This is a genomic window from Luteolibacter sp. Populi (assembly GCF_040801775.1).
Taxonomy (GTDB): Bacteria; Verrucomicrobiota; Verrucomicrobiia; order Verrucomicrobiales; family Akkermansiaceae; genus Haloferula.
In genome coordinates this window covers 43,608-68,097 of the sequence record NZ_CP161812.1, presented here as the reverse complement: position 1 = coordinate 68,097, position 24,490 = coordinate 43,608, and the positions used below count along the sequence as shown (strand labels likewise).

12 protein-coding genes are annotated in these 24,490 nt (G+C 64.3%); 3 read left to right on the top strand and 9 right to left on the bottom strand.

All coding sequences use genetic code 11. From position 1 onward, the window contains the following. Positions 1 to 74: 74 nt before the first annotated feature. The gene (locus ABWK72_RS00240) at positions 75 to 803 is read right to left on the bottom strand and encodes a hypothetical protein (protein ID WP_367872765.1); all 729 of its coding nucleotides are present in this window, start codon (positions 801 to 803) and stop codon (positions 75 to 77) included. 224 nt (positions 804 to 1,027) lie between these two features. Here ABWK72_RS00240 and ABWK72_RS00235 point away from each other — a divergent pair, with 224 nt between their 5' ends. The 3 genes from ABWK72_RS00235 (at position 1,028) to ABWK72_RS00225 (ending at position 11,065) form a co-directional block, all read left to right on the top strand. Further along, entirely contained in the window at positions 1,028 to 5,374 is a 4,347-nt protein-coding gene (locus ABWK72_RS00235; protein WP_367872764.1) for an Ig-like domain-containing protein, read from the top strand. A 222-nt stretch (positions 5,375 to 5,596) separates the two neighbouring features. Further along, positions 5,597 to 9,142: a hypothetical protein gene (locus ABWK72_RS00230; RefSeq protein WP_367872763.1), complete on the top strand. Its 3,546-nt coding sequence runs from the start codon at positions 5,597 to 5,599 to the stop codon at positions 9,140 to 9,142. A gap of 60 nt (positions 9,143 to 9,202) precedes the next feature. Then, on the top strand, positions 9,203 to 11,065 hold the full coding sequence (locus ABWK72_RS00225) for a sulfatase-like hydrolase/transferase (RefSeq protein ID WP_367872762.1): 1,863 nt from the start codon (positions 9,203 to 9,205) through the stop codon (positions 11,063 to 11,065). Between the two features lie 328 nt (positions 11,066 to 11,393). On the opposite strand, the gene ABWK72_RS00220 is transcribed toward ABWK72_RS00225, so the two are convergent. The 8 genes from ABWK72_RS00220 to ABWK72_RS00185 form a co-directional block, all read right to left on the bottom strand. Further along, on the bottom strand, positions 11,394 to 12,689 hold the full coding sequence (locus tag ABWK72_RS00220) for a hypothetical protein (protein WP_367872761.1): 1,296 nt from the start codon (positions 12,687 to 12,689) through the stop codon (positions 11,394 to 11,396). Continuing rightward, entirely contained in the window at positions 12,686 to 14,137 is a 1,452-nt protein-coding gene (locus ABWK72_RS00215; RefSeq protein WP_367872760.1) for a hypothetical protein, read from the bottom strand. Before ABWK72_RS00215 ends, ABWK72_RS00220 begins: the two co-directional genes overlap by 4 nt. 91 nt (positions 14,138 to 14,228) lie before the next feature. Next, on the bottom strand, positions 14,229 to 15,926 hold the full coding sequence (locus tag ABWK72_RS00210) for an FAD-dependent oxidoreductase (RefSeq protein ID WP_367872759.1): 1,698 nt from the start codon (positions 15,924 to 15,926) through the stop codon (positions 14,229 to 14,231). 43 nt (positions 15,927 to 15,969) lie between these two features. After that, positions 15,970 to 17,808: an alpha-amylase family glycosyl hydrolase gene (locus ABWK72_RS00205; RefSeq protein ID WP_367872758.1), complete on the bottom strand. Its 1,839-nt coding sequence runs from the start codon at positions 17,806 to 17,808 to the stop codon at positions 15,970 to 15,972. 44 nt (positions 17,809 to 17,852) lie between these two features. Continuing rightward, on the bottom strand, positions 17,853 to 19,916 hold the full coding sequence (locus ABWK72_RS00200) for a GMC oxidoreductase (protein WP_367872757.1): 2,064 nt from the start codon (positions 19,914 to 19,916) through the stop codon (positions 17,853 to 17,855). A 112-nt stretch (positions 19,917 to 20,028) separates the two neighbouring features. After that, positions 20,029 to 23,292 (bottom strand): protein kinase, encoded by a 3,264-nt coding sequence (locus ABWK72_RS00195; RefSeq protein WP_367872756.1) that lies wholly within the window; start codon positions 23,290 to 23,292, stop codon positions 20,029 to 20,031. Positions 23,293 to 23,366: 74 nt separating this feature from the next. After that, positions 23,367 to 23,840, bottom strand: coding sequence for an FHA domain-containing protein (locus ABWK72_RS00190; protein WP_367872755.1), 474 nt, complete (start codon positions 23,838 to 23,840; stop codon positions 23,367 to 23,369). Between the two features lie 23 nt (positions 23,841 to 23,863). After that, positions 23,864 to 24,487 carry an RNA polymerase sigma factor gene (locus ABWK72_RS00185; RefSeq protein WP_367872754.1) on the bottom strand — a complete coding sequence of 208 codons (624 nt, stop codon included), beginning with the start codon at positions 24,485 to 24,487 and terminating at the stop codon, positions 23,864 to 23,866. Between the last annotated feature and the right edge of the window lie 3 nt (positions 24,488 to 24,490).

Sequence of the window (24,490 nt, the reverse complement as noted above, 5' to 3'; positions counted from 1 at the left end):
GGCTCTACCGCTGGGAGCGCCGTCCTCTCCAACACATCGTTGCGTGTGCCGTTAACCTAAGGAGCAGCACCTCTTCACAGCCGCTCCGAAAGGCTCAGTACCTTCACCGGCATCTTGGATTCCTTGCTGTCCGCGGCGTAGATCACGAATTGGTTGCGGGTCGCGGCAGCCCTCTCCACCTGCGTGGAGAGACAGGGCCGGAGCGTCCCGTCGGCGGCCGGATACTGGATGCTGATCGGGAGGACGGCCGTGCCCTGCGGGAGCTGGCGCGTCAGGGTGGTGGCCGGGTTGAGTTTGATCTTCTCGGTGCCCCAGGTGAGGCCCATCGGCTTGCCGGTCAGGTTCACGAAGCGGAAGTCGCCTTCTTTCGCATCGTCCGGGATCGAGAGCACACGCGGTTGGAACCAGTCCTTCCCGCCGCGCCATACGAAGGCGAGGGTGGACTCCGCCGTGGAAAGCGGGATGGTCAGCCATGAGCCACCCGCTTGCAGGGTGGTCGTCACCGTGCGGCCTTCCGGCAAGGGAAAGACAAGCTCCGGGGAAGGCATGCCGAGGCGCAAGCGCAATGGCAGCGGTTCCTTGGTCGCCTCGTCCTTGGCAGGAGCAGGCGCGGAAAGAAGGATGTTGCGCGGCGGGATCGCGCCCTCTTGGGCGGGAACTTCATAGCGCACGCCGCCCCGCACCTCCTGGATGAAGGGCGGCGGATCTCCCAGCGGCAGGACCCGCAGCGTGTGTTTCGCAGCGGCCTCCTGGGAGTGGAGGGTTCCGGAGGCAAGGAGCAGAAAAGCCAGTGATGATTTCACGAGCGCAGGAACTAATCCGGATCGTGCCGCGTTTCATGACCGGGAAGGTGACGTTCTCGCCGCATTCGCCGCAGATAGCGTTAGAAAGACACCCATGTGACAAGCGCGACACCACCGCGGTGACGGGCGCGTCACAATATACTAGGTTTACCGTATTTATCGTGTCTCATCTGTAACTCTTGTTTGGTAGCCCGTGATGCCGCCTCCGATACGGTCCGGCCTGCATGAAAAATTCCAGCGCACAAGCGCTCGCCACGGTCATCGCCTGTTCCATCGGAGGCACGGCTGCCGGGGTCGAGCACGGGACTCTCGCCATCGTCCAGAAAAACACCGGCAACGCGGATACATCCATCCAGATCTCCCAATACCTGGGCAGCACCAGTCCGGTAGGAGCAATTCCCGGAGATCCCAGTGGATTCACCTCCATCCAAACCGGTAGTAGCCGGGGCGATTATAATGTGCAGTTCACCCCAACCCGGGCGAACGACCGGGTGGCCGGCGTCATGCTGACCTCGGTGGCCCAGAACGGCCGCAACAACGGTGTCGCCCCGAACGCCGCAGGCCCGAATGGCATCTCGTACGGCACCAGCCATGCGGAGCCGGGTGCCGGGGGATATTACATCCCGACGCACGGGACCTTCGGCGGCGTCGAGACAGTGGGCTCGGAATACAATATCGACGTCTCCGCCGCGTGGTTCCCCCACGCGGAAGGCTGGCTGGCCGGTCATTTCAAGGCGGCCGCCACGCTCTACTCCTCCCCGGCACTCCGGCTCGGCGCGGAATTCCTGCCCGCGGGAGACGGGACCTCGCAGGTCGACTTGAGGAACCTGCGTTCGCACGGCATTGCGGCAACCTCCCAGAACGGCGTGCTGCTGGTCACCGGCGGTGACAACGCCGCGAACTTCGCACTTTCCCGCGCCAATCCGGACGGCACTTTCACGGTCTCGCTCAAGGCCAACAACGACCTGCTCGGCACCGCTTACGTTAACGTCGGCGTGGCCTTCGCCTACGTCCCCATCACTGCTGCAGGGATGGGTCAGGTGAAAGCGGTGGGCAAGATCCAGAGCGATGGCGGCACGCCCATGAAGGGCGGAAACTTCACCGTCACGAAGAACGGCGTGGGGCAGTGGCTCCTGCAGATCGACGGCGTGACGAGCGATGACGGGACCCTGATCATTTCACCGGAAGGCGGCCTCCCGCCAGCCGAAGCCAGCCCGATGCCTAAAAACGTCAACAACTTCGTCAGCTACCAGTGGAGTTCGGCCGACAGTGGCTGGATCGTGCAGAGCCGGGACATCACCTCCGTGCTGGAAGACGGCGCGACGCCGGACGAGCCGATGTTCAGCTTCGTTTACCTCACCCCTGGCGAGGAGCCGGTCTTCTCCTATGAAAACCTGCCGCTGCCCGGCATCGCCTTGACAAGTCCCGTCAACGGGATCCCCGCCGTGCCTGGCCAGGTCCTGACACTGAAGTCCGCGGTCACGGTTCCCACGGGCGTCACGGTCGACAAGGTGGATTTCTACGTGGGCGGCCAACTCGTGGGCTCGGCAACGTCCGCACCCTACGAAGTCCCATGGACCGTCGATCAACCGGGCTACCGGCTGGTGGAAGCCTTCGCTTACACCGCGGGCGGCGCGATCGCCGGTTCGAACAAGTCCGCGGTCTATGCCCATGCGGAGTTCGCAGCACCGGCAGTTCCCGGCTACTCCGCTGCCATCCTCGATGGCGGGGTTCAGGAGATCGACGAGTTGGAAAAAAATCCCGACTACGTGCCAAGCGAAATCACGCCGTGGACGATTCCGGTCAACAGCCCCGCCCCGCTCGGCTTCAGCGCCGCGGGCGAGCTGCCGGGCCTCCCGGCGGTGAACATCAACGGAGCGCCGGTCCCTTTCAATTCCGGCATCCTCTTCGCCACCAACCATGCCACCGGCTCCACCGTCGCCAGCCGCGGCGCGGTCGACAACAACGTGATCGCCTACTCCTCGAGCGGCAACTACGCGCTCAAGGTGGAGGACAACAAGCAGCTCAGCACCAATCCGCCGTTGCGTCCGGAGTCCGGGCGCTTCGCGCTGGGCTTTTTCCCCTACTCCGACGGTTGGATCGGCGCCAGCGTGGCGACCGATCTCTCGATCGTCGGCGGCAGTTCGAACCTTCCTCCAGGCGTCACGATTTCCAAGTCGGGCACCAGCGACTACCTGATCGAAGGCCTGCCGCTGGATGGCAGCCTGCTCGCGGTGAGCCAAGGCCAGGGTTCCGACAACGTCGCCTCGATCGGCCGCATCCTCAACCAGTGGATCGTGCGCAGCGTGGATAACAATGGCAGCGCGGAGGACGACAGCTTCTCCTTCGTGTATGTCCCGAAAACCGCCCCGCAGGTCTTCAGCGGTGCGGTGGCCGAGGACGGCACCCTGACCCCGCTCAACAACTACATCACCGCGGTCGGCGCGACGGTGGTCCGTACCGCGAATGGCTACGAGATCCAGATCGGCGACGGCAGCAAGGTCAACCCTTCGAACACGGCGCTGTTCGTCTCGGCGGATGTCAACCTGGGAGCCGGCGGGGACAACATCTACTCCTACTCTGCCTCCGGTAACAAGTTCGTGGTCTTCTCCCACGACCTTCCCGGCATCGGCGGCGCGTTCCAAGCCGGCGGCTTCCGCTTCCTCGCGGTGCCTGTCGCGCCGGTTTCCATCACCACGACCGAGGTGTATGTCTCGCCGCAGGTCGCGGTTGCGGAAGAAGGGGTGACGGGCAACGATACGCTCGTCCTCCACTTCGCCCGTCTGGAAGACGATTCGTCGCAGCCGCTGACCGTGAACTACACGGTTTCGGGCACGGCGACTCCCGGAGCGGACTACCCGGCTCTGAGCGGCACGATGACATTTCCCGCTGGCGAGGTCGTGGTGGACGTTCCCGTCACCGCGCTCCCCGACCAGGAATTCGAGCTGGATGAGACCGTGATCGTCACCCTCTCCGCCGGCAACGGCTACATTTCCCCGGGAGGAGCCGCCAACGCGACCATCCGCAACAGCCTCTACCTGCCGGAGGTGCAAACCACTTCCTTCCAGCAGGGAGTGAACGACTACCTGGGCCAATTCGGCAAGCGGGTCGGCAGCGACGGAACCCACCAGCTCGAAACCGCGGTGCAGCAATACGCGGTGGACGGTCGCGACACGGGGACGAGCCCGGACGTGAACGCCATCATTCGCTTCGACGGTCTCTTCGGCAGCGACGCGGGCCAGATCCCCGTCGGTGCCACGATCGTGAAGGCCGAACTGGTGCTCACCACCGTGGTGGCCGACAACGCGCAATCCAACGGCCCTTGGGTGGTGGACCGCCTGATCTTCCCGGTGGACTCGACCACGAACTACATCCAGATGACCCAGGGCTCGAATGTCGGGGTGCGCGGACTGAGTGCACGGACGCCTGTCGCCGGATTCGGCAACAACGCGCAAGGCGATGTGCAAGGCGCCGACGTGACATCGATCGTGAGGACCTGGTCCGCGGCTGCGGACCCGAACCTCGCGAACCTCGGCTTCTCGATCTACGATGCGACCACGGCCGACGGCTGGAACTTCTGCACCTCCGGGAACGACGATCTGCAGAAGCGTCCGAAGCTGGTGATCTCCTACGTCGCCCCCGCCATGGACCGGCAGAGCTATACCTTCCAAGCGGACAAGTCGGTCCGTCTGGTCGGCCCGGAGCCGAGCCTCGATGGCTCGACCTTCGAAATGGGCTTCATCAACCAGGTCACCAACGCGACCCAGGAAGGTCTCTTCCACTTCCCGGTGGAGTTTGGTGCGGCGGTCGGTGCGATCCCCCTCGACGAGAGGATCGTGCGCGCGGAGCTGGTGCTTAGCTCCTCGTCCCCCTCCTACGTGGGTGGCTCGAACGACGCCCGCTCGACCGGAGCGATCGCCGTGCACCGGATGCTGGAAGATTGGACGGTGGCGAGCAACTACGGCACCGGCGGTCCCATGGTAGGCACCCACATCACGATGGCGGAAAAGACGCGGGTCGTCGGCCTTGGCAATGCCAGCGCCGCCACCTTCGACGTCACCGCCATCGTACATGCCTGGCGCGAGGGTCACACGAACTTCGGCATCAACGTGAAGCCCGAGACGGGCGATGGCTGGCAGTTCTTCTGGCCAGGTGCCGCCGGCACGAACGCGGGTCGCAAGCCGCAGTTGGTGATCTACACCGCCAAGGCTTCCACTGCCAGCGCCTTCGAGCTCTGGGCGAATGCCAATGGCGTGGCCGGTGCGGACCCTGATTCCGATGCCGACCGCGACGGAGTCCCGGCCTTGGTCGAGTATGCCCTGGGGCTGAGCCCGACCGCCTCCAGCCTGTTGCCCGGCGTGCAGCTTGCGGGCGGGAATGCCACCCTGCGTTTCACGAAGTCGAGCACGGATCCCCGCCTCGTCTACGGGATCAAGAGCAGCACCGACCTGGAGATCTGGGTCGATGAGACTCCAACGGTGAATGACGCCAGCGAGATCTCGCTGACCCTGCCGACGGCCGGCGCGGACGAGCGCTTCCTCCGTCTGTCGGTGACTTACTCCGCCAACTGATGCGGGCGGCGCGGTCCTGCCGCGCGCCTGTTTGCGGCGGTCGCTTCCCTGATACGAAAGCGACCGCCGCTCCTTCTATCCCTCTCGAAAAGCCCGTTTCGCCCTCCCAACCCGACAAGCTTTCTTCATCACATCTCACGTTCCATGCAGATTTCAAATATTTGGAGGATGGCTAAGGAGTTAGGGCAGTCCGCCCTCCGTAGCCGCAGCAAAAGCAAAAGGATGGCGTCCATCCATCGGGTGCCCGGCTTCGCGCTGGTCGCCACGTTGACGCTGCTGCCCTTGATGGCGCTTCTCGTCATCGGGCTGCTCGGCATTTCCACCATTTCGATCCGCTCTTCCTCGGCGCAGCGCTCCATGGACGAGGCCCGCGCGAATGCCCGCCTGGCACTGCAGATGGCCATCGGCGAACTCCAGCAGCATCTCGGTCCGGACCAGCGGGTCAGCGCGGACGGGCGGCTGCTCGGCGCGGCTCATCCCCACTGGGTCAGCGTCTGGCGCACCACCATGGACGATGGTGCCCCCTACATCACGCGGGACAACGATAACGGCGGGCTCAAGGACCTCCGCGCCGGGTCATGGGACACCAAGGGCCAACGCATCGCGACCTTGGTCAGCGGCAACGAAGGCGATCTCGAATACACCGGCGATTCCACGGGCAGTAGCCAGGGAATGGTCGAACTGATCTCGGAAAATTCCCCCACCGGGAAGGTGGCCGCGAACCGCGTGGAAGCACCGCTGGTGGAACTCATGGAAGGCGAGGAAGCCCGCGGCAAGTATGCCTGGTGGGTCGGCGATCTGGGCATCAAGGCCAACGTCGCCACCCGCGATGCCACGCTGCGCAAGAGCGGCTCGCAATGGCGGCCTCTCCAGCTTGCCCAGGATGCGTCCTGGAGTGCCGCGGACAACGGCGGCGAATTGGACGATGACATCCGCGGCAAGCTCGTTTCCACCGGGGAACTCGAACTTGCCGCCGGCGACGCGCGGACGGCGCAGGAAGGCTATCACGATTTCACCACCGATTCCAAGGGTCTGCTGACCGACGTCCGCGCCGGGGGCTGGAGAAAGGACCTCACCGCGTATCTGGAAAGTTCCGGCTCGATCGACAATTTGAACTACGACGGCATCCCCTCGGTCGGCGTGAAGGACACTGACAATCTCGTCGGCCCCCGCAATGCCGATGCCGCCGGCCTGGAAGATGCTACCGGAGCTGCGCCGCGTTTCAACCGGGTCTCGCCGAATTTCGGCCTGCTGCGGGATTGGGCCCGCCGCGCCGGTTCGACCCCGCCCGGGGATTTCAAGAGCGCGATCGAGCTGCCGCAACTGACCAAGGGCAGCGGACGCCAGTCCAACCCGGTCGACCTCTACGAGCGCTCGAAGAACGACCTGATGCCGACCCTGGTCGAGGGCTCCTTGTACTACAGCCTTAGTTACTACCCGGACGCCACCACGAACGCGATCGCCCCGTACGGGATGCGGCTGCACCTCTATCCGCGGGTGGCCCTGTGGAACCCTTACAAGTTCGATCTCGAGGTTCCGAACTCGATGATCTATCTCCATGTCAACGGCAAGAAGAAGGTGGATGTGACCCTGAAAAACGGGCAGCACCAGAACTACACCATGTTCTGGGGCCTCGGTAACGGGAGCGTGAGCGGCGGGGCCGTCCAGGGCAGCTTGTTCTTCAGGATGACGGGAGTGAAGATCCCTCCCGGGGAGACCCTGGTTTGGTCGCCGCGGCAAAGCAGGCGCTACGACGAGGCCTTCTTCTCCAACAATATCCTGTATCCCGAAGCGGCACCGAGCCCGTCGGCCAGCTTCTATCAGGATAACCGGATCGACGGGACCGCCCTCTTCAAGGTCTACAACCCGACCGACGACCCCAAGATCTACGACGACCGGCTCCAAACCGTCCCCACCGAGTGGCGCGAGTTCGTGCCGCCCAAGCTGCCGGGAGATGTCCAAGCGAACGGCTACACGCAAGCGGACGATTACCTGATGCTGTGGAAACCCCTGAAGGGCAGCGCTAACATCGACCTCAACGGCTTCAACGACCTGCCGCAGGGGAGCTTCGTTTCCTGCGCCTATCAGTATGGCGACGAGGACGAACTGCCGGTCGAGTGGAGCAATCTCGATCCCGTGCCTTTCCCCCAATCCAGCAAGGCCAATGCCTCGCTCGGCCAGGTGCCGGACCGGCGGACGCGCGATGGCTTCCGCTTGCGCTGGTTCGACGAGCATCCGTCGAACCGCATCGGCTCCGGCAGCCTCGCCCGCACTCCCCACTTCGAATGCTCGGCGATCGGGACCTGGAACATGCGCGGGACCTATTCCCTGCGGAATCCCTTCAACAACGTCACGGACGTCGCGCCGCATTTCTTCGGCATCTACACGCGGGATCTTTTCGACGGCGCGGTGGACTGGAACAGCATGATGCCGCGCCTGGAGAACGGGGTGTATCATGGCGATCCTTATGACCAGGCGATCCGCTTCGGAAATCCGCGGGTGCTCTTCGATCTGCCGCGGCGGGGCACGGAGATCGCGTCGCTGGGTGCCTTCCAGCATGCGAAATTGTCCGAGTTCATCTGGCATCCCACGTATCCGCTGGGGAATTCGCTGGTCGATCCGCGGATCGGCCGCCTGGGCACGGAGCCGAAGCGCAGCCAGAAGATCAACCGCGATCGCGGCGGATGGAATCAGGACAGCATCGGCTACAACATGGACGGACGCTCGAACCCGAACACCACCATCGGCGTGTCGAAGGAAGATAGCTGGGCCTATCTTGCCCGGAAGCTGCTGCGGGATATCCCCGAGAGCCAGACGCTGATCTACGACCTGAGCTACGAGGTGAATCACTCGATGTGGGATGAGTTCTTCCTTTCGACCGGCACCCCGGCGGAGAAGAACGCCTTCCTCGCCAATCCGGAAAAATCACCCCTGCCGAACGGCCGCCTGCAAGTGAACCCGGCGGCCGGGGAAGTCGTTTCCGACGACCTCTTGGACTTCCATCGCGCGGCATCCAAGCTCGTGCTCGACGGTGCCTTCAATGTGAACTCGGCCAGCCCGAAGGCTTGGGAGGCGCTGCTGCTTTCCGGCGCGGGTGGCATGTACGGGGACAAGGTGGCCTTCCCGCGGATCTACGACGCGAAGGGCGACTGGGACGGCAAGGATCCGACCGATGAAGCTGCCTGGAGCGGCCAGCGCCTCTTCACCCGCGAGGAAATCCGCAAGCTTGCCGAAGCGATTGTCATCGAGGTGAAGGACCGCGGGCCTTTCCTCTCGCTCGCCGATTTCGTCAACCGCCGCCTGCGCGACGACGAGACCGGCGACAAGGGCACGCTGCAGGCGGCGATCGACCGCTCCGGAGTGAATAGCTCCTTCGAGCAAGAGTGGCCGCTCACCCGGACCAAGCTGCCGGACTATAACAACGAGGACCACATTCAGGATCCCACCCGCCTCGATCAGGAGCTGAAGCCGGCCACGGTCGCTTGGGGCGCGCCCGGCTTCCTCACCCAGGCCGATCTGCTGCAATTCATCGGCCCGGTTCTCTCGGCACGCTCGGACAGCTTCGTCATCCGCGCCTACGGCAGTTCGCTGCCGGGGAAAGACGGGCCACCGGTCGAAGCCTGGTGCGAGGCTGTCGTCCAGCGGACTCCCGCGCCGGTCGATGGCGACTCGCTCGGACTGAATCCGCGCCCGGGCCAAGGCGCCGGGGACTTCGGCAGGAAGTTCGAGGTGGTGCGCTTCCGCTGGCTGAAGCGCGAGGAAGTCTGACCCCCCGGGAGCGCCGACTTTAGTCCGCCCGTCCGGCCACGCCCCTACCCTCATCCCACCATGAAAAAATCACTCCTCCTCTTTACCCCGCTCTTCTTCGCCGTGGCCCTCACCGCCCACGCCGGGCGCAAGCCGAACATCCTGCTCATCGTCGCCGATGACCTCGGCTACGGCGAGCTCACTTCCCAAGGCTTCACCAAGGAGATCCCCACCCCGCACATCGATAGCATCGGTGCCAATGGCGTGCGCTTCACCAATGGCTACGTCAGCGGCCCCTACTGCAGCCCCACCCGTGCCGGCCTGCTCACCGGTCGCTACCAGGAGCGCTTCGGCCACGAATTCAACCCCGGCATCCCGGTCGTCGCGGGTGAGCCGACCGGCCTGCCGCTCACCGAGACCACTCTCGGCCAGCGCCTGAAGGCCGCGGGCTATGCCACCGGTTGGTTCGGGAAATCGCACCTCGGAACCGAGCCACCCTTCCACCCGCAGCAGCGCGGCTTCGATGAATTCTACGGCTTCCTCGCTCCCGGCTCCCACAGCTTTATCTCGGTCGGCAAGGGTACGAACGCGATGCTCCGCGGCACCGAGCCGCTCAAGGAAGTGCCCTATCTCACCGAGGCCTTCGCCACCGAGACCTGCTCCTTCATGGAGAGGAACCGGGAGCGCCCCTGGTTCGTTTACCTGCCCTTCAATGCCGTCCACGCCCCGCTCGAAACCCTGGAGAAGTATGAGAGCCGCTTTAGTTCGATCCAAGACCCGAAGCGCCGCAAGTTCGCCGCGCTGCTCTCCGCCCTCGATGATGCCGTCGGCTCCGTCCTGACCAAGGTCCGTGATCTCGGCTTGGAAGAAGACACCCTTATCTATTTCATCAGCGACAACGGCGGCCCGACCGAATCCATTACTTCCAGCAACGGCCCGCTGAAAGGCTTCAAGGCCCAGACCTCCGAAGGCGGCATCCGCGTGCCCTTCGCGATCCAGTGGAAGGGTAAGATCCCCGCCGGCAAGACCGACACCCGCCCCGTGATCCAGCTCGACCTGGCCACCACCAGTCTCGCCGCCGCGGGCGTCAGCATCGATCCCGCATGGAAGCTCGATGGCGTGAATCTCCTGCCCTACCTGACCGGTGAAAATGCTGGCAATCCCCACGACGCCCTCTACTGGCGCTTCGGCCAGCAGCTCGCGATCCGCAGCGGGGACTGGAAGCTGGTGAAGTCCGCCGCCGATGGCGTGATCGACCGTGCCGAACCCGGCAAGGCCACCACCCGCGATGCAAAGCTCTACAACCTCACCGAAGACATCGGCGAAGAGAACGACCTCGCCGCCGCCCATCCGGAGAAGGTCGCGGAGCTCGCCAAGCTCTGGAATGAATGGAACGCCACCCTGGTCGATCCGAAGTGGACCCCGCCCGGCTTCAATCCCGACGGCGGCAGGCTCAAGAAGCTGAAGAAGGCCGCGAGCGCGTCCTCGAAGAGCGGCCCGTGGAAGAGCGGTGACTTGCTGGAAGTCGCGGATTCCCCCGACATCGCCGGCAAGGGCTTTTCTCTAACAGCCGACTTGGAGACGACCGAAGCACCGCAGGGCGTCATCATCGCCCAAGGCGGACACACCCGCGGCTATGCCCTCCATGTCGTCGGCGGCAAGCTTGCCTTCTCGCTCCGCAGCGATGGCGAACTCTTCAACGTCTTGGCCGCGGAAGCCCTGCCCACCGGCCGCCACACGGTCGAAGCCCGCATCTCCGCAAGCGGCGAAGTCGAACTCAAGGTCGACGCGAAAACCGTCGCCACCGGCAAGGTGGCCCTCGTCAAACGCCGCCCCGGCGAGGGCCTGAACATCGGCAACGACGGCAAGAACCCCGTCGGCCTCTACACCGCCCCGAACACCTTCAACGGCAAGGTGCTCAAAGCCTTCCTCGGCGAACCCTAACAGACACCCGTGGCCAGGCCTCACGGACGGCTCTACCGCTGGGAGCGCGGAGCCACCGGCCCGCAGAACGGTCCTTGCCCGCCCGCCACTTCACGCGGCGTGCGTGGATACCCCCGTCCATTGCCTCCCCCCTCATACCAAATCCACGAAATAAGGTGACGCTTCGATCGCGGCGCAAGTGGTCACGGATTGAACGGATTGAACGGATTTTTACGGATTTCACGGATCTGAGATCCCTTGGCTGCAGTGGGAATCTCCATGCCTCCCGAATCCGTAAATCCGTTCAAATCCGTCTAATCCGAGATGATTGCAGGTAGTCCTATCGGTATCACTCATCCGGATCCGTCCAAATCAAATCCTGCCCTCCCATCGCCTTCGCCTTAAGCGCCGGGTCCTTGATCTGCTCCAGCGCCCAAGTCGCCTCGCGACCGCTACCCTGCCCCAGCGCCCGCCGCGCATACTCCGCCAGCGCCTGCTGGGTATGCCAATCGTCGGACGGCATGCCCGCGATCCACTCCCGCGCACGTTGAGGATTGCTCCCCATGTATTGCTCCATCGCCGCGCGGAAGAGCGGCTCCGCCTCCGGCCGTTCGGGCAGCGTCAAGACCCACTCCTCCAGCCCCTGCTCCCCGAGCCCGTCTCTTACGCCTAACAGCTCCGCTGCACGCTTCGCCAGATAGTCCCACTCTCCCGCGGCCATCGCCAAATTCAGCGCCGGTAGCAGCCCGCGGGAATCCGCATTGAGCTGGTTCAGGACCGCTTTCGCGGCATCGCCCCTCTCCACATCCGGGATGCCAGCCCATTCCTCCGCCAGCGCATCTTGATCCGCCATGCGCAGGCTCGCACCCCAAGTCAGCATCGCCACGTTCCGCGCCGGCCCGGGAGCCGCGCCTGCCCATTGGCCGCGCAGTTCCGTCGGATCGCCGCCATCCGGAATCGATTGAGCCGCCCACGCGATCCACTGGTCCGTGGCCTCACCGGGCGGGAAGGTGGCCATCTTCGCTAGGATCTCATCCAGCTTCCCGGGGCTCCTGCCCGCCATCACCGCCGCACTTCCGATCGCCTCCTGTCGCAGGCTCATTGGCAATTCATCCAGCATCGAGATCACCAGAAGCCCGTCCTTGATGCACACCGAGTTCACCCACTCCCTGCGCAGCAATTGCGCCCCCACCCCGTAGCGTCCGCTCTGGATCAGCTTCCACGCCGCCAGCGGATTCTCCATGAAGGCTTTCTGAAATGCCTCGGTCAGCGGAGCCGGATCGCCATTGCCGCCGTCTTCCTGATCCCAAGCCTCCGCCATCGCCGCATCCATCGCCCCGGCCAAATCGACCTCCGCCCATTCCGCGAGCAGCTTGCGCTGGTTGGCCAGGCGGACCGCCATCGGTTCGTCCCGCGCAGCCAGCAATTCCCACGCCTCGCGAAAGGCGTCCGAACGTCTCAGCCCCGAAGACGCACGCTCCCGCACCGGAGTCGCGCCGTCCTCATCCGCGGCATTCGCCACCGCTCCAGTCTGCCTAACAGAACCTCCGCTCCCCGGCGGATTCCCCGGCTGCACCAGGGCCGTCCCCAGCGCCATTGCCCCGCCGGCCAGCAGGGCCAGCACATGACTTGGCGCGCGCTTCATTCCCGGCCCTCCAGGCGTTGGCGGAGCTTCGGATCCAGGATCTCGCCGCGCAGCTGCTCCGCCAATTCCGGATCCTTCTCGCCCGCGGCCTTGGCCAGCGAGAACAAACCCATCTCGCGGTCCAGTCCCGGCGGCAGCTCCCGCACCCATGCCACGTAATCCTCGTTGAGCCGGCGGAGGTTCCAGGCCGATCCCTGGTCCCATGCCTCCAGACGCGCTTCCCACAATTCCGGCGAGTCGGATGGGATTGGCTCCAGCGCCTCGAGGAACCTTGCCGGATCCACGTTCTTGAAGGCCGTCTGGGTTGCCTCAAGGGCCATCCGGTCCTGCTCGTCTTCCGGCAACCCCTCTAGCAAGGCGCGGGCCGCCTCGCTGTCCTCCTCCACCAGGTGGAAGTAGAGATTCTTGCGCAAGACCTCCGGCACCGCCGCGGCCATCTCCGGAATCTCCCCGGAAACCGCCGCCCAGATGTCACCGGCAGCCGCCTGTCCATGCCGGAAGGCATGGCGCCAATCCCGCCCTTCGTTCAGCGCGGCATTCAAATCCATGACCGCCAGGAACTCCGCGCCCATCCCGCCGTGCATCATGGAAAGGCGCTCTTCGAGCGGAAAATCACGCCGGGTGATTGCCATTTGATGCCACGCGGAATTGCCCGCAATCTCCCTCTTGAAGAGCGGCGGCAGCGAATCACCCGCCTCCAGCCCGCGCACCCAGTGCATCATCTCCAGCGACATTACTCTCCCGCCGAGACCGCGCAGCATCTCCGGCGCGTTTTCCGACAGGGCCAGTTGCAGCAGCTCCTCCCTCCGCGCCTCCGGCCACAACCGCCCGAGTTCCTGGCGCAGCGGCCGCAGGCTTGAAGGAGTCGCCATGTCCCGCAGGCGGGCATACTCGGCGACACTCCCTTCGCTCCCGCAAGCCGTGGCCAGCAGCAGGACCGCACGTCCGGTCAAGGGGCTTTTACTTCCCATAACCGCACTCCCCGCGCGCCAGCCCTTGTCCTTGAGCAGGTCGCTGAACGCGTACGGCTCATGAGCCTGGAAGGCCCGGTAGCGCGGGTCCAGCGGGTCGGTTCCGGCCCACGCGTAGGCCGCCAGCAGATCTTTCTCCATCCACTTGTAGAGCAGCGCCACCATCTCCGCGGATGTCTTGCCCTCCAGTTGATCCTGTTGTGCCCATTTGGCCGCGGCGCGATCCAGCGCCGCGGCGAAGTCCGCCGGCTCCTCCATGCTTGCCTGCACACGCTGGAAGTCCGCGACATGGCCGCCCTTCTTACCCTTCAGCACCTCATCGAGGATCTGCTCACCGCTCTTCACCGCCTCGCGCGGCCTCCGCCCCTCCTCCGCTGCCACCGGCTTCTTCGAAGCCACCGCCGCCGCGCAGACCCACCAGCCCAGCGCCAGGCAGGCAAGGTGCGTCACAAGAGCATGGAGGCGATGCCTTTTCATCGAAGTTATATCACTCTCCCGACGACCCCGTGGAAGTCGAGGGACAAGTCACGCAAAGGTATTCCCTCTAAGGTTACCCCTTTAAGAAAGTCTAGGCATAGGTGCCGAGGACCTGATGGACGTTCTCGATGGCCATGCTGCCCTCCCCGACGGCGGCACCGCAGCGCTTGACCGAGCCGGAGCGGACATCACCGGCGGCGAAGATGCCGGGGCGGCTGGTCTCGAAGGGATAGGGCGGGCGGCCGGCGTCCTTCCACGCGGGGGCATCCGCGACGGCGGCACCGGTTAGGATGAACTCCTTCCCGTCCTTCAGGATCTCGGGAGGGAGCCAGCTCGTGCAGGGCCGCGCGCCGATCATCGAGAAGACCGCGGTCGCCGCCACCGTCCGTCGCTGGCCGGTTAGGGTGTCTTCGATCTCGACGTGTTCGAGGCTCGCCGTGCCCTCCATCTTCCGGATCTCGGTGTGGCGCAGGATCTCGATGTTGTCCTTGGCCTCCACGCGGTTGGAGAGGTAGCTCGACATGCTCTTGGTGAGGTCGTCACCGCGCATCACGAGGAAGACCTTGGCCGCGTGCTCGGACAAGAACATGGCCGCCTGGCCCGCGGAGTTCCCGGCACCGGCGACGAAGACGGTGGCATCGCGGCAGAGCTTCGCTTCCATGGAAGTGGCGGCGTAGAAGACGCCCATGCCCTCGAAGCGCTCCAGTCCTTCGGCACCGATCTTGTTGTACTGGGCACCGCTGGAGATGATCACGCACTTCGTGCGCAGGACGGTCACGCTGCCCTCGATCCGGATCGCCGCACCGTGCTCGCCTTCCGTAAACGAGAGGGAGAGGGCTCGCGAAGGGGTGGAGAACTTCGCGCCGAAGCGAAAGGCCTGCAGCTGGGCGCGGAAGGTCAGGTCGCCACCGCTGATGCCGGTGGGGAAGCCGAAGAAGTTCTCGATGAGGGAAGAGGACCCGGCCTGGCCTCCCGGGGCGAAGCTTTCGAGCACGACGGTCTTGAGTCCTTCGGAGGCGGCATTCACGGCGGCGGCGAGGCCCGCGGGTCCGGCACCGACGATCGCCAGATCACAGTAGATTTCCTCGTCCCCTTCCGAGCACAGCGGACGCAGCAGGCCGGCGATGCGGGCGACTTCGAAGATCGCAGGCTTGCGCGAGATCGAGCCATCGCCGGCGATCAGGGCAGGCAGGTCGTCATCGCTTAGGCCGAGACGCCCGCAGAGGCCCTGGCACTCCTCGGTGGTCGAGTCGATCAGGCGATGCGGGATGTGGTTCTTATCCAGGAAGTCATCGATCCGGTGTCCGCCCTGGCAACCGGGGTGCGCGAGGATGCGGAGGCCGGCGAATTCGCGATCCCGGCTGAGGCGCTGGCGGCGCATCATGAAGGCCTGGACGATCGGCTCCCCGACACCGGGGAGATCCGCGAGAGCCTTCCGCAATTTCTCGGCGGGAATCAGCAGGACCTCGGATTCCTTGGCGATGCCACGCACGCTGGCGATCGACGAGGTGCCATTGAGCATCGAGATCTCCCCGACGAAATCCCGCGGGCCGGGCGTGGCCAGAATCTGCTCGAAGCCTTCCCGGGTTTCATAGGCCACCAACTCGCCGCTGATGACGACGATCATCGGGAAGTTCCGCTCCCCGGCAGCGACGATCGTCTCGCCGCAGGGTACGATCCGGCGCGTTCCCAGCGCATCCAGGAGCGCGAGCTGATGGTCGTCCAGCTTGGGGAATGCGGTGCTTTCCGTGTCGCGGTAGAATTGTTCGTCCTGCTCTTCGGAGGTCATGCAGGACGATGCTACCCGAATTTTTGGCGAGGGGAATGCCGGATCAGTCCTGGGAATAAATCAGCGCGGAATAGGGAGCGAGGGCGAAGCGGCCTTGGTAGTCCATGCCGTGCTTCGGTTGTGCGGTGGCTTCCACCGGGTGGCCGCCGTGGTTTCCGAAGTCGGGGCTGTATCCCGACCAATCGCTCGAAAACCGACAGGACCACCGGCCGCCCCGGGGAAGCCCGAGATCGAAGTCCTCCCAGGTGCGGTTGGAGAAATTGAGGATGATGACCACATCGTCTCCCGGTCCGCCCTCATCCCAGCGGTGGTAGGCGATCACCTTGCTGTGGTCATCGGCCAGATGGCAGTTCAGGTGCTGTCCGCGCAGTCCGCGGGTTTGGTCGTGCCAGTTCCGGCGGAGGTGGCAGAGGTCCTGGTAGAGCTGGAAGGTTCCTGGAAAGCGATCCCGCCGGGACCAATCCAGCGGCACCTGGTCCGTGAAGCGGCCGGTCCAGTGAATCTCCTGCCCCTGCCACAGCATCGGGATGCCCGGCGCGGTGAACATGAGGGCGGCACCGAGGGTCGTGCGTTTCCGGGCAGACCATGAGTCCGGGTCGTCGCGGTCGATCTTGCGCGCGAGGTTCTCGTCGTTCCCGGATTCGTCGTGCGACTCCGTGTAGATCACCCTCTTGAAGGCGTCGTCATTGAACCTCGCATAGAGCGCCCGGGCGAGCCCCTGCATGTCGCGGGATTCATCGAAGGGGGCGATCAGGTTATGGCGTGCCTCGTGGACGAACCAGTGCCATTCGGCATCCATTCCCGCACCATCGGCAGGAGTGGGCCGGGTGACCCAGCCGTCGTTGTGCCAATCCTCCGCGATGAGGATCTTGTGCTTCGGATACTTGTGGAAGTGCCGGACCTCATCGGAGATCCAGCGGAGCAGGCCGTAGCCTTCGGGGTTCCAGCCCTTGCCATTGTCGAAGCCCCAGACGTTGCAGGTGCTGTCGATCCGCAGGCCGTCGCAATGGCATTCCCCCAGGAGGAACATGGCGTAGTCCCGGATGAACTGGCGCACCTCATGCCTGCCGAAATCGGGGCGCGGGCCCCAGTCGGTCAGACCGCGGGCATCATTGTAAAAGTAGATCCCGCCCTGTCCCCGCTCCTGCCAGCCGTCGAACTGCCAGAGCGATGCGATGAGGTCACCGGGGCCGAAGTGATTGAAGACGCAGTCCGTAATCACCGCGATGCCGAGGGCATGCGCCCGGTCCACGAACTTCTTGAGTTCCACCACGCCCCCGTAGCTCTCTTCGATCGCGAAGGGCAGGGCCACGTTGAAGCCCCAGGACATCTCGGTCGCGAATTCATTCGGCGGCATGAGATGGATGCAATTAATGCCCAGCTCCGCCAGTTGTCCGAGGCGCTCCGCGGCCCGCTTCAAGGTTCCCGGCCGATCCCCCGGATCATCGTCGAAGGTGCCGAGGTGGAGTTCGTAGATGACGAGCGAATTGTAGTCCGCCATGCGGAATCCGTCGTCCGTCCAAGCGAACTCGCGCTCGCGAACGATGCCCAGGCCGACTGAATTGGTGACCTGGCGGGCGTAGGGATCGATCTTCGAGAAAACGTGCCCGGTATCGCGGTTGACGATCCGGAACCGGTAGAGCTGGTCGGGGACGATCCCCGGTACGTCGACCGACCAGTAGCCCTTTTCCTCATGGGCCATCCATGCCAGCGAGGTGGGGTCGCCGGGTGCTTGGTCCGGGCGGTCGTAGAAGGCAACGGCGATGGCGCTGGCGAAGGGTGCCCAGGTGCGGAAGGTCGTTCCGCCGGCGAAGGGGATGCTGCCCATGCCGACATGGCTGCTGGCTGTGGCCGCATCGGGCTCGATCAGGTTGGGGGGCATGAGGGTATCTCCGGACTGGGTATCAGGCTTCGCGACGAGTCCGGTTAGTCGCGTGCCGTTCGTTCGGCCAGGTGATTCGACAATCGTCCTGCCAGATGATCCCCCAAGCGAAGGGCCAGAGCTACCAAGGTGAGCGAAGGATTGGCCGCCGGGATGTAGGGATAGACCGAAGGGTCGCAGGCGTAGAGGTTGTCGTAGTGCTCGAACTTGAGGTTCTCATCGACCACGCGGGGTCGGCCAGGATTTCCCATGCGGAGCGTGCCGCCGGCGTGGTTCACCGTTCCGCCGTTCCCGAAGTGCAGGGTCCAAGGCTCCTCCAGGTTCACGGGCTCGACCTGCAGGGCCTCCATCAGCTCGCGCAGGAGATTCCTGACCGCGGGGCGCGCGTTTTCGCCGAAGGGATTCGGCGGGACGTGGACCTTCAGCTTCCCTTCCGGGCCGCCGAGAGTGACCCGGTTGCTATCGATGAGGGGGCTGCCGAAGATGAACTTGAAGTTGACGGTCGAGCGGCCGTCCGGCCGGTGGCTGGCATCCAGCACGTCCTGGTCGGCGTGGCGCGAGTTCCAGTAGTCACCGTTGATGACCATCTCCACGTTGAACCAGTGGCCCTGCCACATTTGTTTCGGGTAGAGGAAGATCTTCGCGTGGCGCAGCCGGCCGGCATAAGTCGAGTTCTCCTTGAGCTGGAAGTTGCCATCGTTCGGCGCGTAGTAGGACGGGTGATCGGTGAGGCCGGTGCCGATCAGGTTTTGCGGCTCCAGCTTGCTGACCATGGCGAGGCGCGCGCTTTCCAGCGAGCCCGCCGCGAGGACGACGAACTTCCCGCGGAACCTGCGCTCGCGATTGCCGACCAGATCCTGGCAGACGACTTCGGTTACCTTCCCATCCTCTGTCACCAGTTCGGTCACGAGATGATTGCACTGCACGAACAAGCGGCCGGTGCCGGGATCGGCGTAACTGCGCAGGGAATCGAGGAGCAGTTCGGCACTGGAATAGGTGCCGGTGGAGCGGAAGAGGAAGCTCTCCGGCATGGTCCCGCCATTGCCGCTGAGCTCCGGCTGATGCATGGAGCGCGGGGTATCGACCACCTCGAAGCCGGGAAACTTCCCGGAGAGGTCCTTGATCAGTTCTTCCTGGTAGGTGCCGCCGGAGACGTGCTTGCGCAAGAGCGCCTCAGCCTTGTCATAGCGGGAGTGGCGGAGATCGTCCGCGATCGACTGCGGCCAATTGGCCAGCTCCCAGTCCTTCATGCGGGGAATCAGGCCCGACCAGAACAAGGAGCGGCCGCCGAAGTTCATCTGCGGGAACATCCCGAAGCTGGACTGGTCGTTCTCTTTCTCGTAGTTCCGGACTTCGTGGCCATTGATCGAGCGGCCGAAAGCGGCGAGCGGCTTGTTGTAGACGTGGGTGTCGTATTCCAGCGAGCCGGCCTCGAGGACCAGCACCCTGGGGGAATTGGCGGCGCGATGGTCGGTCAGCGCATCGGCCAGAGTGCCGCCACCCATGCCGGAACCGATCACAATCACGTCCCAATCGACGGCTTCCGGCGGCAGGGCTTCGAAGACATTTTGCTGCTGCTGGTCCTCGCACACCCGCAGGTTTTCGTAACCGTGGATGAAGCGCTCCGGAATCGCGGGGAACTTGACGTCATTCTCATTCAGGTAGGTATTGCGGGCACCTTCGAGCTTGAGAGGTTCCGATTCAATGCAGCCATCGAGCCTGAAACGGTACGAGCTGCCCTTCCGGAAGGTGGACGTTTGCAAGCGGAAGCGCCATGCACCGTACCAGTAGACGCCGAAGATCTCGCGGGACCATCCGGTGGCTTCCGCGACCAAGCTGACCTGATGATTCGGGCGCAAGCGGTCGGTGATAAATCCGAGATCGAACTGGGGACCTTCCGATTCGGCGAGGGCCATCGGCCGCATGCCTTCCGGTGCGGCAGCCGGTGCAATGGCGGCTTGGACGGCGGCTGCGACCTTCGCTTCGGCAGCCGGTGTGACGCCCGGTTCAACTATGGCTGCGGCTGCACCTTCGGGACTTGGTTCGGAGATCCGGTCGGCCTGAGCCTCCGAGTGATAGTGCCAGTATTCTTCAAAAGAGTTCGCCATGGAATGGATTTAGACGGGGGTGCAAAACGAGGCCGGGGGACGCCGACGGTGTATTGGCGGGCGCAGCCCGGATCTTACGCCAGCTCCAGCGATTCTCTAACAGGACAGACTTCTAGCGCGGGTTCCGCAAGTTCCAAAACTCGGCGGCGGTATGCGTCGGTTCGCTCTCGGGCCCGGAGTGAAGCGACAAGCGCTCCAAGGTCGGATACTCCTCCAGAAGCCCGATATCCAAGGCGGTTTCAGGGAAGATGAGCCAGCGGAGCCCTTCGCATTCCAGCAGCGGGCGGATGCTGGTCACGGCCACATTATCGCAGTGGAGCTTCTCCAGATGCATGCCGGCAAGCGGCGAGAGGTCCGTAACCTCGGTGCTTCCGATCCGCAGCAGCGTCATCCGTTTCGTCGGGAGGAGGCTGAGGTCGGAGAATGAAGTCTCCGAGAGATCCAGCGACTCCAACTTCGACAGCGAGGAGATGGGCGAGAAGTCCGAAACCGCGTTCTGCCAGAGCAAGAGTTCCTTCAAAGGCATGTCACGCAGGAATGCCAGATCGGTGACTTTCGTCTTGCGCAGGTCCAGCGATTCCAGCGGCATGCCGACAAGCGGCCCCAGATCCGTGACCGGAGCATTGAGGAGCTTGAGTTTGCTGATCCGGGCGCCTTTGAGAAAGCCGATGTCGGCCACGGACGAGTTCTCCAAGTTGACCGACCATGTGCCGTCCGGCATGCGCTCGGCGCTGCCTTTCGCGGCACGGCGGAGGATCTCGAGCCAGGCCAGTTCGGGCTCCCATTGTTTCCAGAAGGCCTCGCTGTTCTCTTCCTTTCCCAAGCGGAAAGTCGGCACCGCGTCGGCGACGACCTGACGGAGGTGCTGCCGGTGGCTCAAGACCCGCAGGCTGGACAGGTCCTCGACCGGAAGGTCATAGAAGTTCCGCGGCAAGGTCAGCACTTCCAGGTTCCGTAGATCGAGCAGGGCCGAGTAGCCGCGCGCGGCGGGGCAATCGTCGAGCCGCAGCACCCGCAGCGGCAGGCCGCGGAGGAACCACAGATCGCCGACCTGTGTTCCGGCGAGCGAGAGCGTCTCCAAGCGGGTTTGGGCCAGAGCCGAGAAAGAGATGGCGGGAATGTCCGAGCAATCGAGACGGAGCAAGGTGCTGTCCGCGAGGGGGGAGAGATCCAACACGCCGGTGCCCGCAAGCGACAGCTCCTCGAGCTTGAGCGCCTTCAAGGGAGCGAGGTCCACCACGCCGCTGCCATCGAGAACAAGCGTGCGGAGAGGCATTTTCCGCAGGGGCTCCAGATCCTCGATGTGCCCGCACTTCCGGAGATTGAGGACGCTGATCGGCATCTCCGAGATCGGGCCGAGGTCGGCGATGGAGGTATCGCTGAGATCGAGTTCAAATTGCCCGTCCGCCCGCACCGCGAGCCGGGTTTCCCAAGAGCGGCTCCCCGGACTGCCGAGCTGGTTCAAATGCTCCTGCCAGAACTGCCGGATCACGGCATTCTCTTTCCCGAGGATCCGGCTGATCGGGAGGAGGAGCGCGGGGAGGCGGCGTTCCGTCTCCATCGCCTCAAAGATCTCTCCCGTGGCTTCCCGGGATAAACCGCCCTCGCTCGCTTCACGGGCCGCGAGCCGCTCGCAAAGCTCGGCATTCGAGCGGGCGCGATGAAGCGAGGGGTCGAGTCGCTCTGCCTGGCGGTAGGCGGAGGCGGCTGCGGAGAGGCGGAGATTGGCTTGGAGCAGGTCGCCCTTCAGCAGATAGGCTTCGACCGTATCGGGCCGGAGCCGGAGCGCGTAGTCGAGGGCTTCCAAGGCCTCTTCAAAGCGTTGTTGGCCCGCCAGCAGGCGGGCCTGGTCAATGAAGGAGGGGGCCGTCGCGCTCAGGTCGGCGAGTGCGGACTCCGCACGGTGGCGTTCGTGAAAGAGTCGGACCAAGGCCAAGCCCCCGACCACGGCAAGAATCAGCAGGAATGCGGCGACCCATCTGGCCTCGCGCCGGTAGCGCGCCAAGCCGAGGAGAAACTGCCGGGAGATGCCGGCCTGCTCCGCCGTGGTGGCGAAGCCGGCGGCGTAGTTGCGGATTTCCGACTGAAGCTCTGTCACGCTGGCATAGCGATCCGCCAGGGCGGGAGCCATCGCTTTCCGGACCACGGCGACCAAGGAGACCGGCGGTGCCTGGCCCCCGCAATGAGCCAGGTTCCTGGGCAGCGGCGGGCCCTCCACCAGCCGCGTGCGCCCGGCCCGGACGTTCTCCAGGACCTCTTCAACCTCGTCCCCGGGGATCGGCCTTTCGAGGAAGAGGATGTTAAACAGGATGGCACCCAGGGCGTAGATATCACAGCGGGTGTCGATCGCCCGGATCTCGCCGCGGGCTTGCTCGGGAGCCATGTATTGGGGCGTGCCCGCGAAGGAGTGGTCGGCAGCGCCCGGGAGGTCGGCGGAGAGCAGGGACACCAGATCCCCGGCTGCCACCGGTGCGGCTGATCCATTCTTCGCGGAAGATCCTTTTTGATCCGGCAGGACGGCGGATAGGCCCCAGTCCATGACCAGGACCTCCCCGAACTTCCCCAGCATGATGTTCTCAGGCTTTAGGTCGCGGTGGATGACGCGCCGCGAATGAGCGAAGGCCACCGCGTCGGACACCTTGTCGAAGATGGCGAGCAAGCGGGACAGGGGGAACTGGCGGAGCGCCTCCGGCTCGCCGCGCGCGAGGCGGGCGAGGGCTTCCTTCAAGGTGATCCCCCGCACGTACTTCATCGTGTAGAAGAGCTGGTCCTGCTCATCGACCCCGAGTTCGTGAATCGGCACGATATTCGGGTGTTCCAACTGGCCGGTCACCTGGGCTTCCTTGATGAAGCGGGCCACCGCGCCCTCGTTGGCCTGCGAGAGCATGACCTTCATGGCGACCTCGCGGCGGATCGGCGTCTCGCGGGCGCAGAACACGGTGCCCATCCCGCCGCGCGCGACCTCGTGATTGACCTCGTACTTCAGGCGCTGGCGGAGTTCGGGGGGCAGCAGGCGATCGACGTAGGCCTGCTGGATGGAGCAGGACGCTTCCGGATCCTCTTCATCCCGGAAGCGGGTCGCGGAGAGCTCCGCCTCCGAGCCGAGCTTCAGCTTCTGATTGGGGAAAAGACGCACCGGCTCGACGATGCGGTGGTCGTTGATGAAGCTGCCCTCCGTGCTCCCGAGGTCTTCCACGGTGAGAAGATGGGCACTCAGCGAAAGGCGGGCGTGGCGGGGGGAAATGCCCGGACAGTCGACCCGAAGATCAGAATCAGGGGAATCCGACCCCACGATGTAATCCCCTGGAGTCAGGATGCTTCGCAGGAGGAGTTTCCCGCGATGGGAAATCGTTATTTCGGTGCGGGGAAGCGGCATAGGGAAACCGGCCTCTGATCACGAAAGAACCTGAGATGAGCGAAGTGAAACCGCCAGCACTTTCGACCGCGGTTTCATGGAGGGGACGAGGCTTGAAGTTCAAGGGACTCGAAGGTTTGCGCCCGGATGAAAGCAAAGCGGAAGGCGGCAATCCGGATCAGGTCGCCATCGATCAAGAGACGCTGCTGGACCGCATTTGAATCGAAATTCACGAAGGTGCCATTGGTCGAGCCCAGATCGCGCAGGATGTAATCCGACTGCAGCGGCTGGATCTCGAAGTGCTGCTTGCTGATCTCGCGGTGGCCGGGGAAGCAGATCCGGCATTCGGCGGAGCGGCCGAAGATCAGTCCGGAGCCGATCGCGCAGATCTGGATCTTGCCCGCCGGATCGCGGAAAATCAGGGAAGGCTCCGTGGGAGCCACCGGGAGCGAGGTCAGGAGGCCCTCCAAGGCCCGCAACTGGTCCAACAATCCGTCGGGCTCGTTGTGGGTGATCCCGAGGGTTCTGCTCGCATCTTGAACCTGCTTCTGAAAATCAAGCTCGCTCATAGGGGCATCCGGAGTGGGAGTGGTTAATTTTGCTCCAGATCGTCTATCTCCTCGCGCAACCGGCGGATCAACCGGTTCTTGATCTGATAGATATTATTCTCTTCCAACCCAAATTTTTCCGCGGCGGCGGTGATGGTCATGTTCTGAAGCACGCAGGCCTCGAAGACCGCGACGGTTTCCGGCTTGATCCGCGGGTTCCGCTTGAGACGCCGCAAGGCTTCCTCGACGAGGGTGAGCTTCCATGCCGCCTCGACTTCCTCCGCCTGGGGATCGCCCACGTCTCCTGCCGGCAGGGCTTCCTGGGAGGGGGCAAACTCGCACCAAGGCTGCTCCGCGAGACGGCGCAAGCGGCGGCGGGCATCGCGCACCTTGCCGTAAACCAAGGTAAGCAGCCAATTGCGGAAGCGTCCCTTGCTCGCTGAATAGGTGAATCCGGGGAGCTTGCTCATCAGCAGGATCATGGATTCCTGCAGGACGTCGCGGGCCGAGAACTCATCGAGTCCCTGCTTCCGGCAAAAGCTCAGGATGACGCCTGCATATTTGCCGTAGAAGCCTTCCCAGTCGCGATCTGAACCCCGGTCCTGAAGAGCCCGCAACTGGGTCTCCGAGGTCTTCAGCCCTTCATTCATCGCTAGGTTGATCGCCATTGG

Bases quoted from the DNA above. Each gene is read 5' to 3' on its own strand.
- ABWK72_RS00205 (WP_367872758.1), bottom strand. From the start codon at position 17,808: ATGCCCCCCAACCTGATCGAGCCCGATGCGGCCACAGCCAGCAGCCAT.
- ABWK72_RS00225 (WP_367872762.1), top strand. From the start codon at position 9,203: ATGAAAAAATCACTCCTCCTCTTTACCCCGCTCTTCTTCGCCGTGGCC.
- ABWK72_RS00185 (WP_367872754.1), bottom strand. From the start codon at position 24,487: ATGGCGATCAACCTAGCGATGAATGAAGGGCTGAAGACCTCGGAGACC.
- ABWK72_RS00200 (WP_367872757.1), bottom strand. From the start codon at position 19,916: ATGGCGAACTCTTTTGAAGAATACTGGCACTATCACTCGGAGGCTCAG.
- ABWK72_RS00220 (WP_367872761.1), bottom strand. From the start codon at position 12,689: ATGAAGCGCGCGCCAAGTCATGTGCTGGCCCTGCTGGCCGGCGGGGCA.
- ABWK72_RS00195 (WP_367872756.1), bottom strand. From the start codon at position 23,292: ATGCCGCTTCCCCGCACCGAAATAACGATTTCCCATCGCGGGAAACTC.
- ABWK72_RS00215 (WP_367872760.1), bottom strand. From the start codon at position 14,137: ATGAAAAGGCATCGCCTCCATGCTCTTGTGACGCACCTTGCCTGCCTG.
- ABWK72_RS00235 (WP_367872764.1), top strand. From the start codon at position 1,028: ATGAAAAATTCCAGCGCACAAGCGCTCGCCACGGTCATCGCCTGTTCC.
- ABWK72_RS00190 (WP_367872755.1), bottom strand. From the start codon at position 23,840: ATGAGCGAGCTTGATTTTCAGAAGCAGGTTCAAGATGCGAGCAGAACC.
- ABWK72_RS00230 (WP_367872763.1), top strand. From the start codon at position 5,597: ATGGCGTCCATCCATCGGGTGCCCGGCTTCGCGCTGGTCGCCACGTTG.
- ABWK72_RS00210 (WP_367872759.1), bottom strand. From the start codon at position 15,926: ATGACCTCCGAAGAGCAGGACGAACAATTCTACCGCGACACGGAAAGC.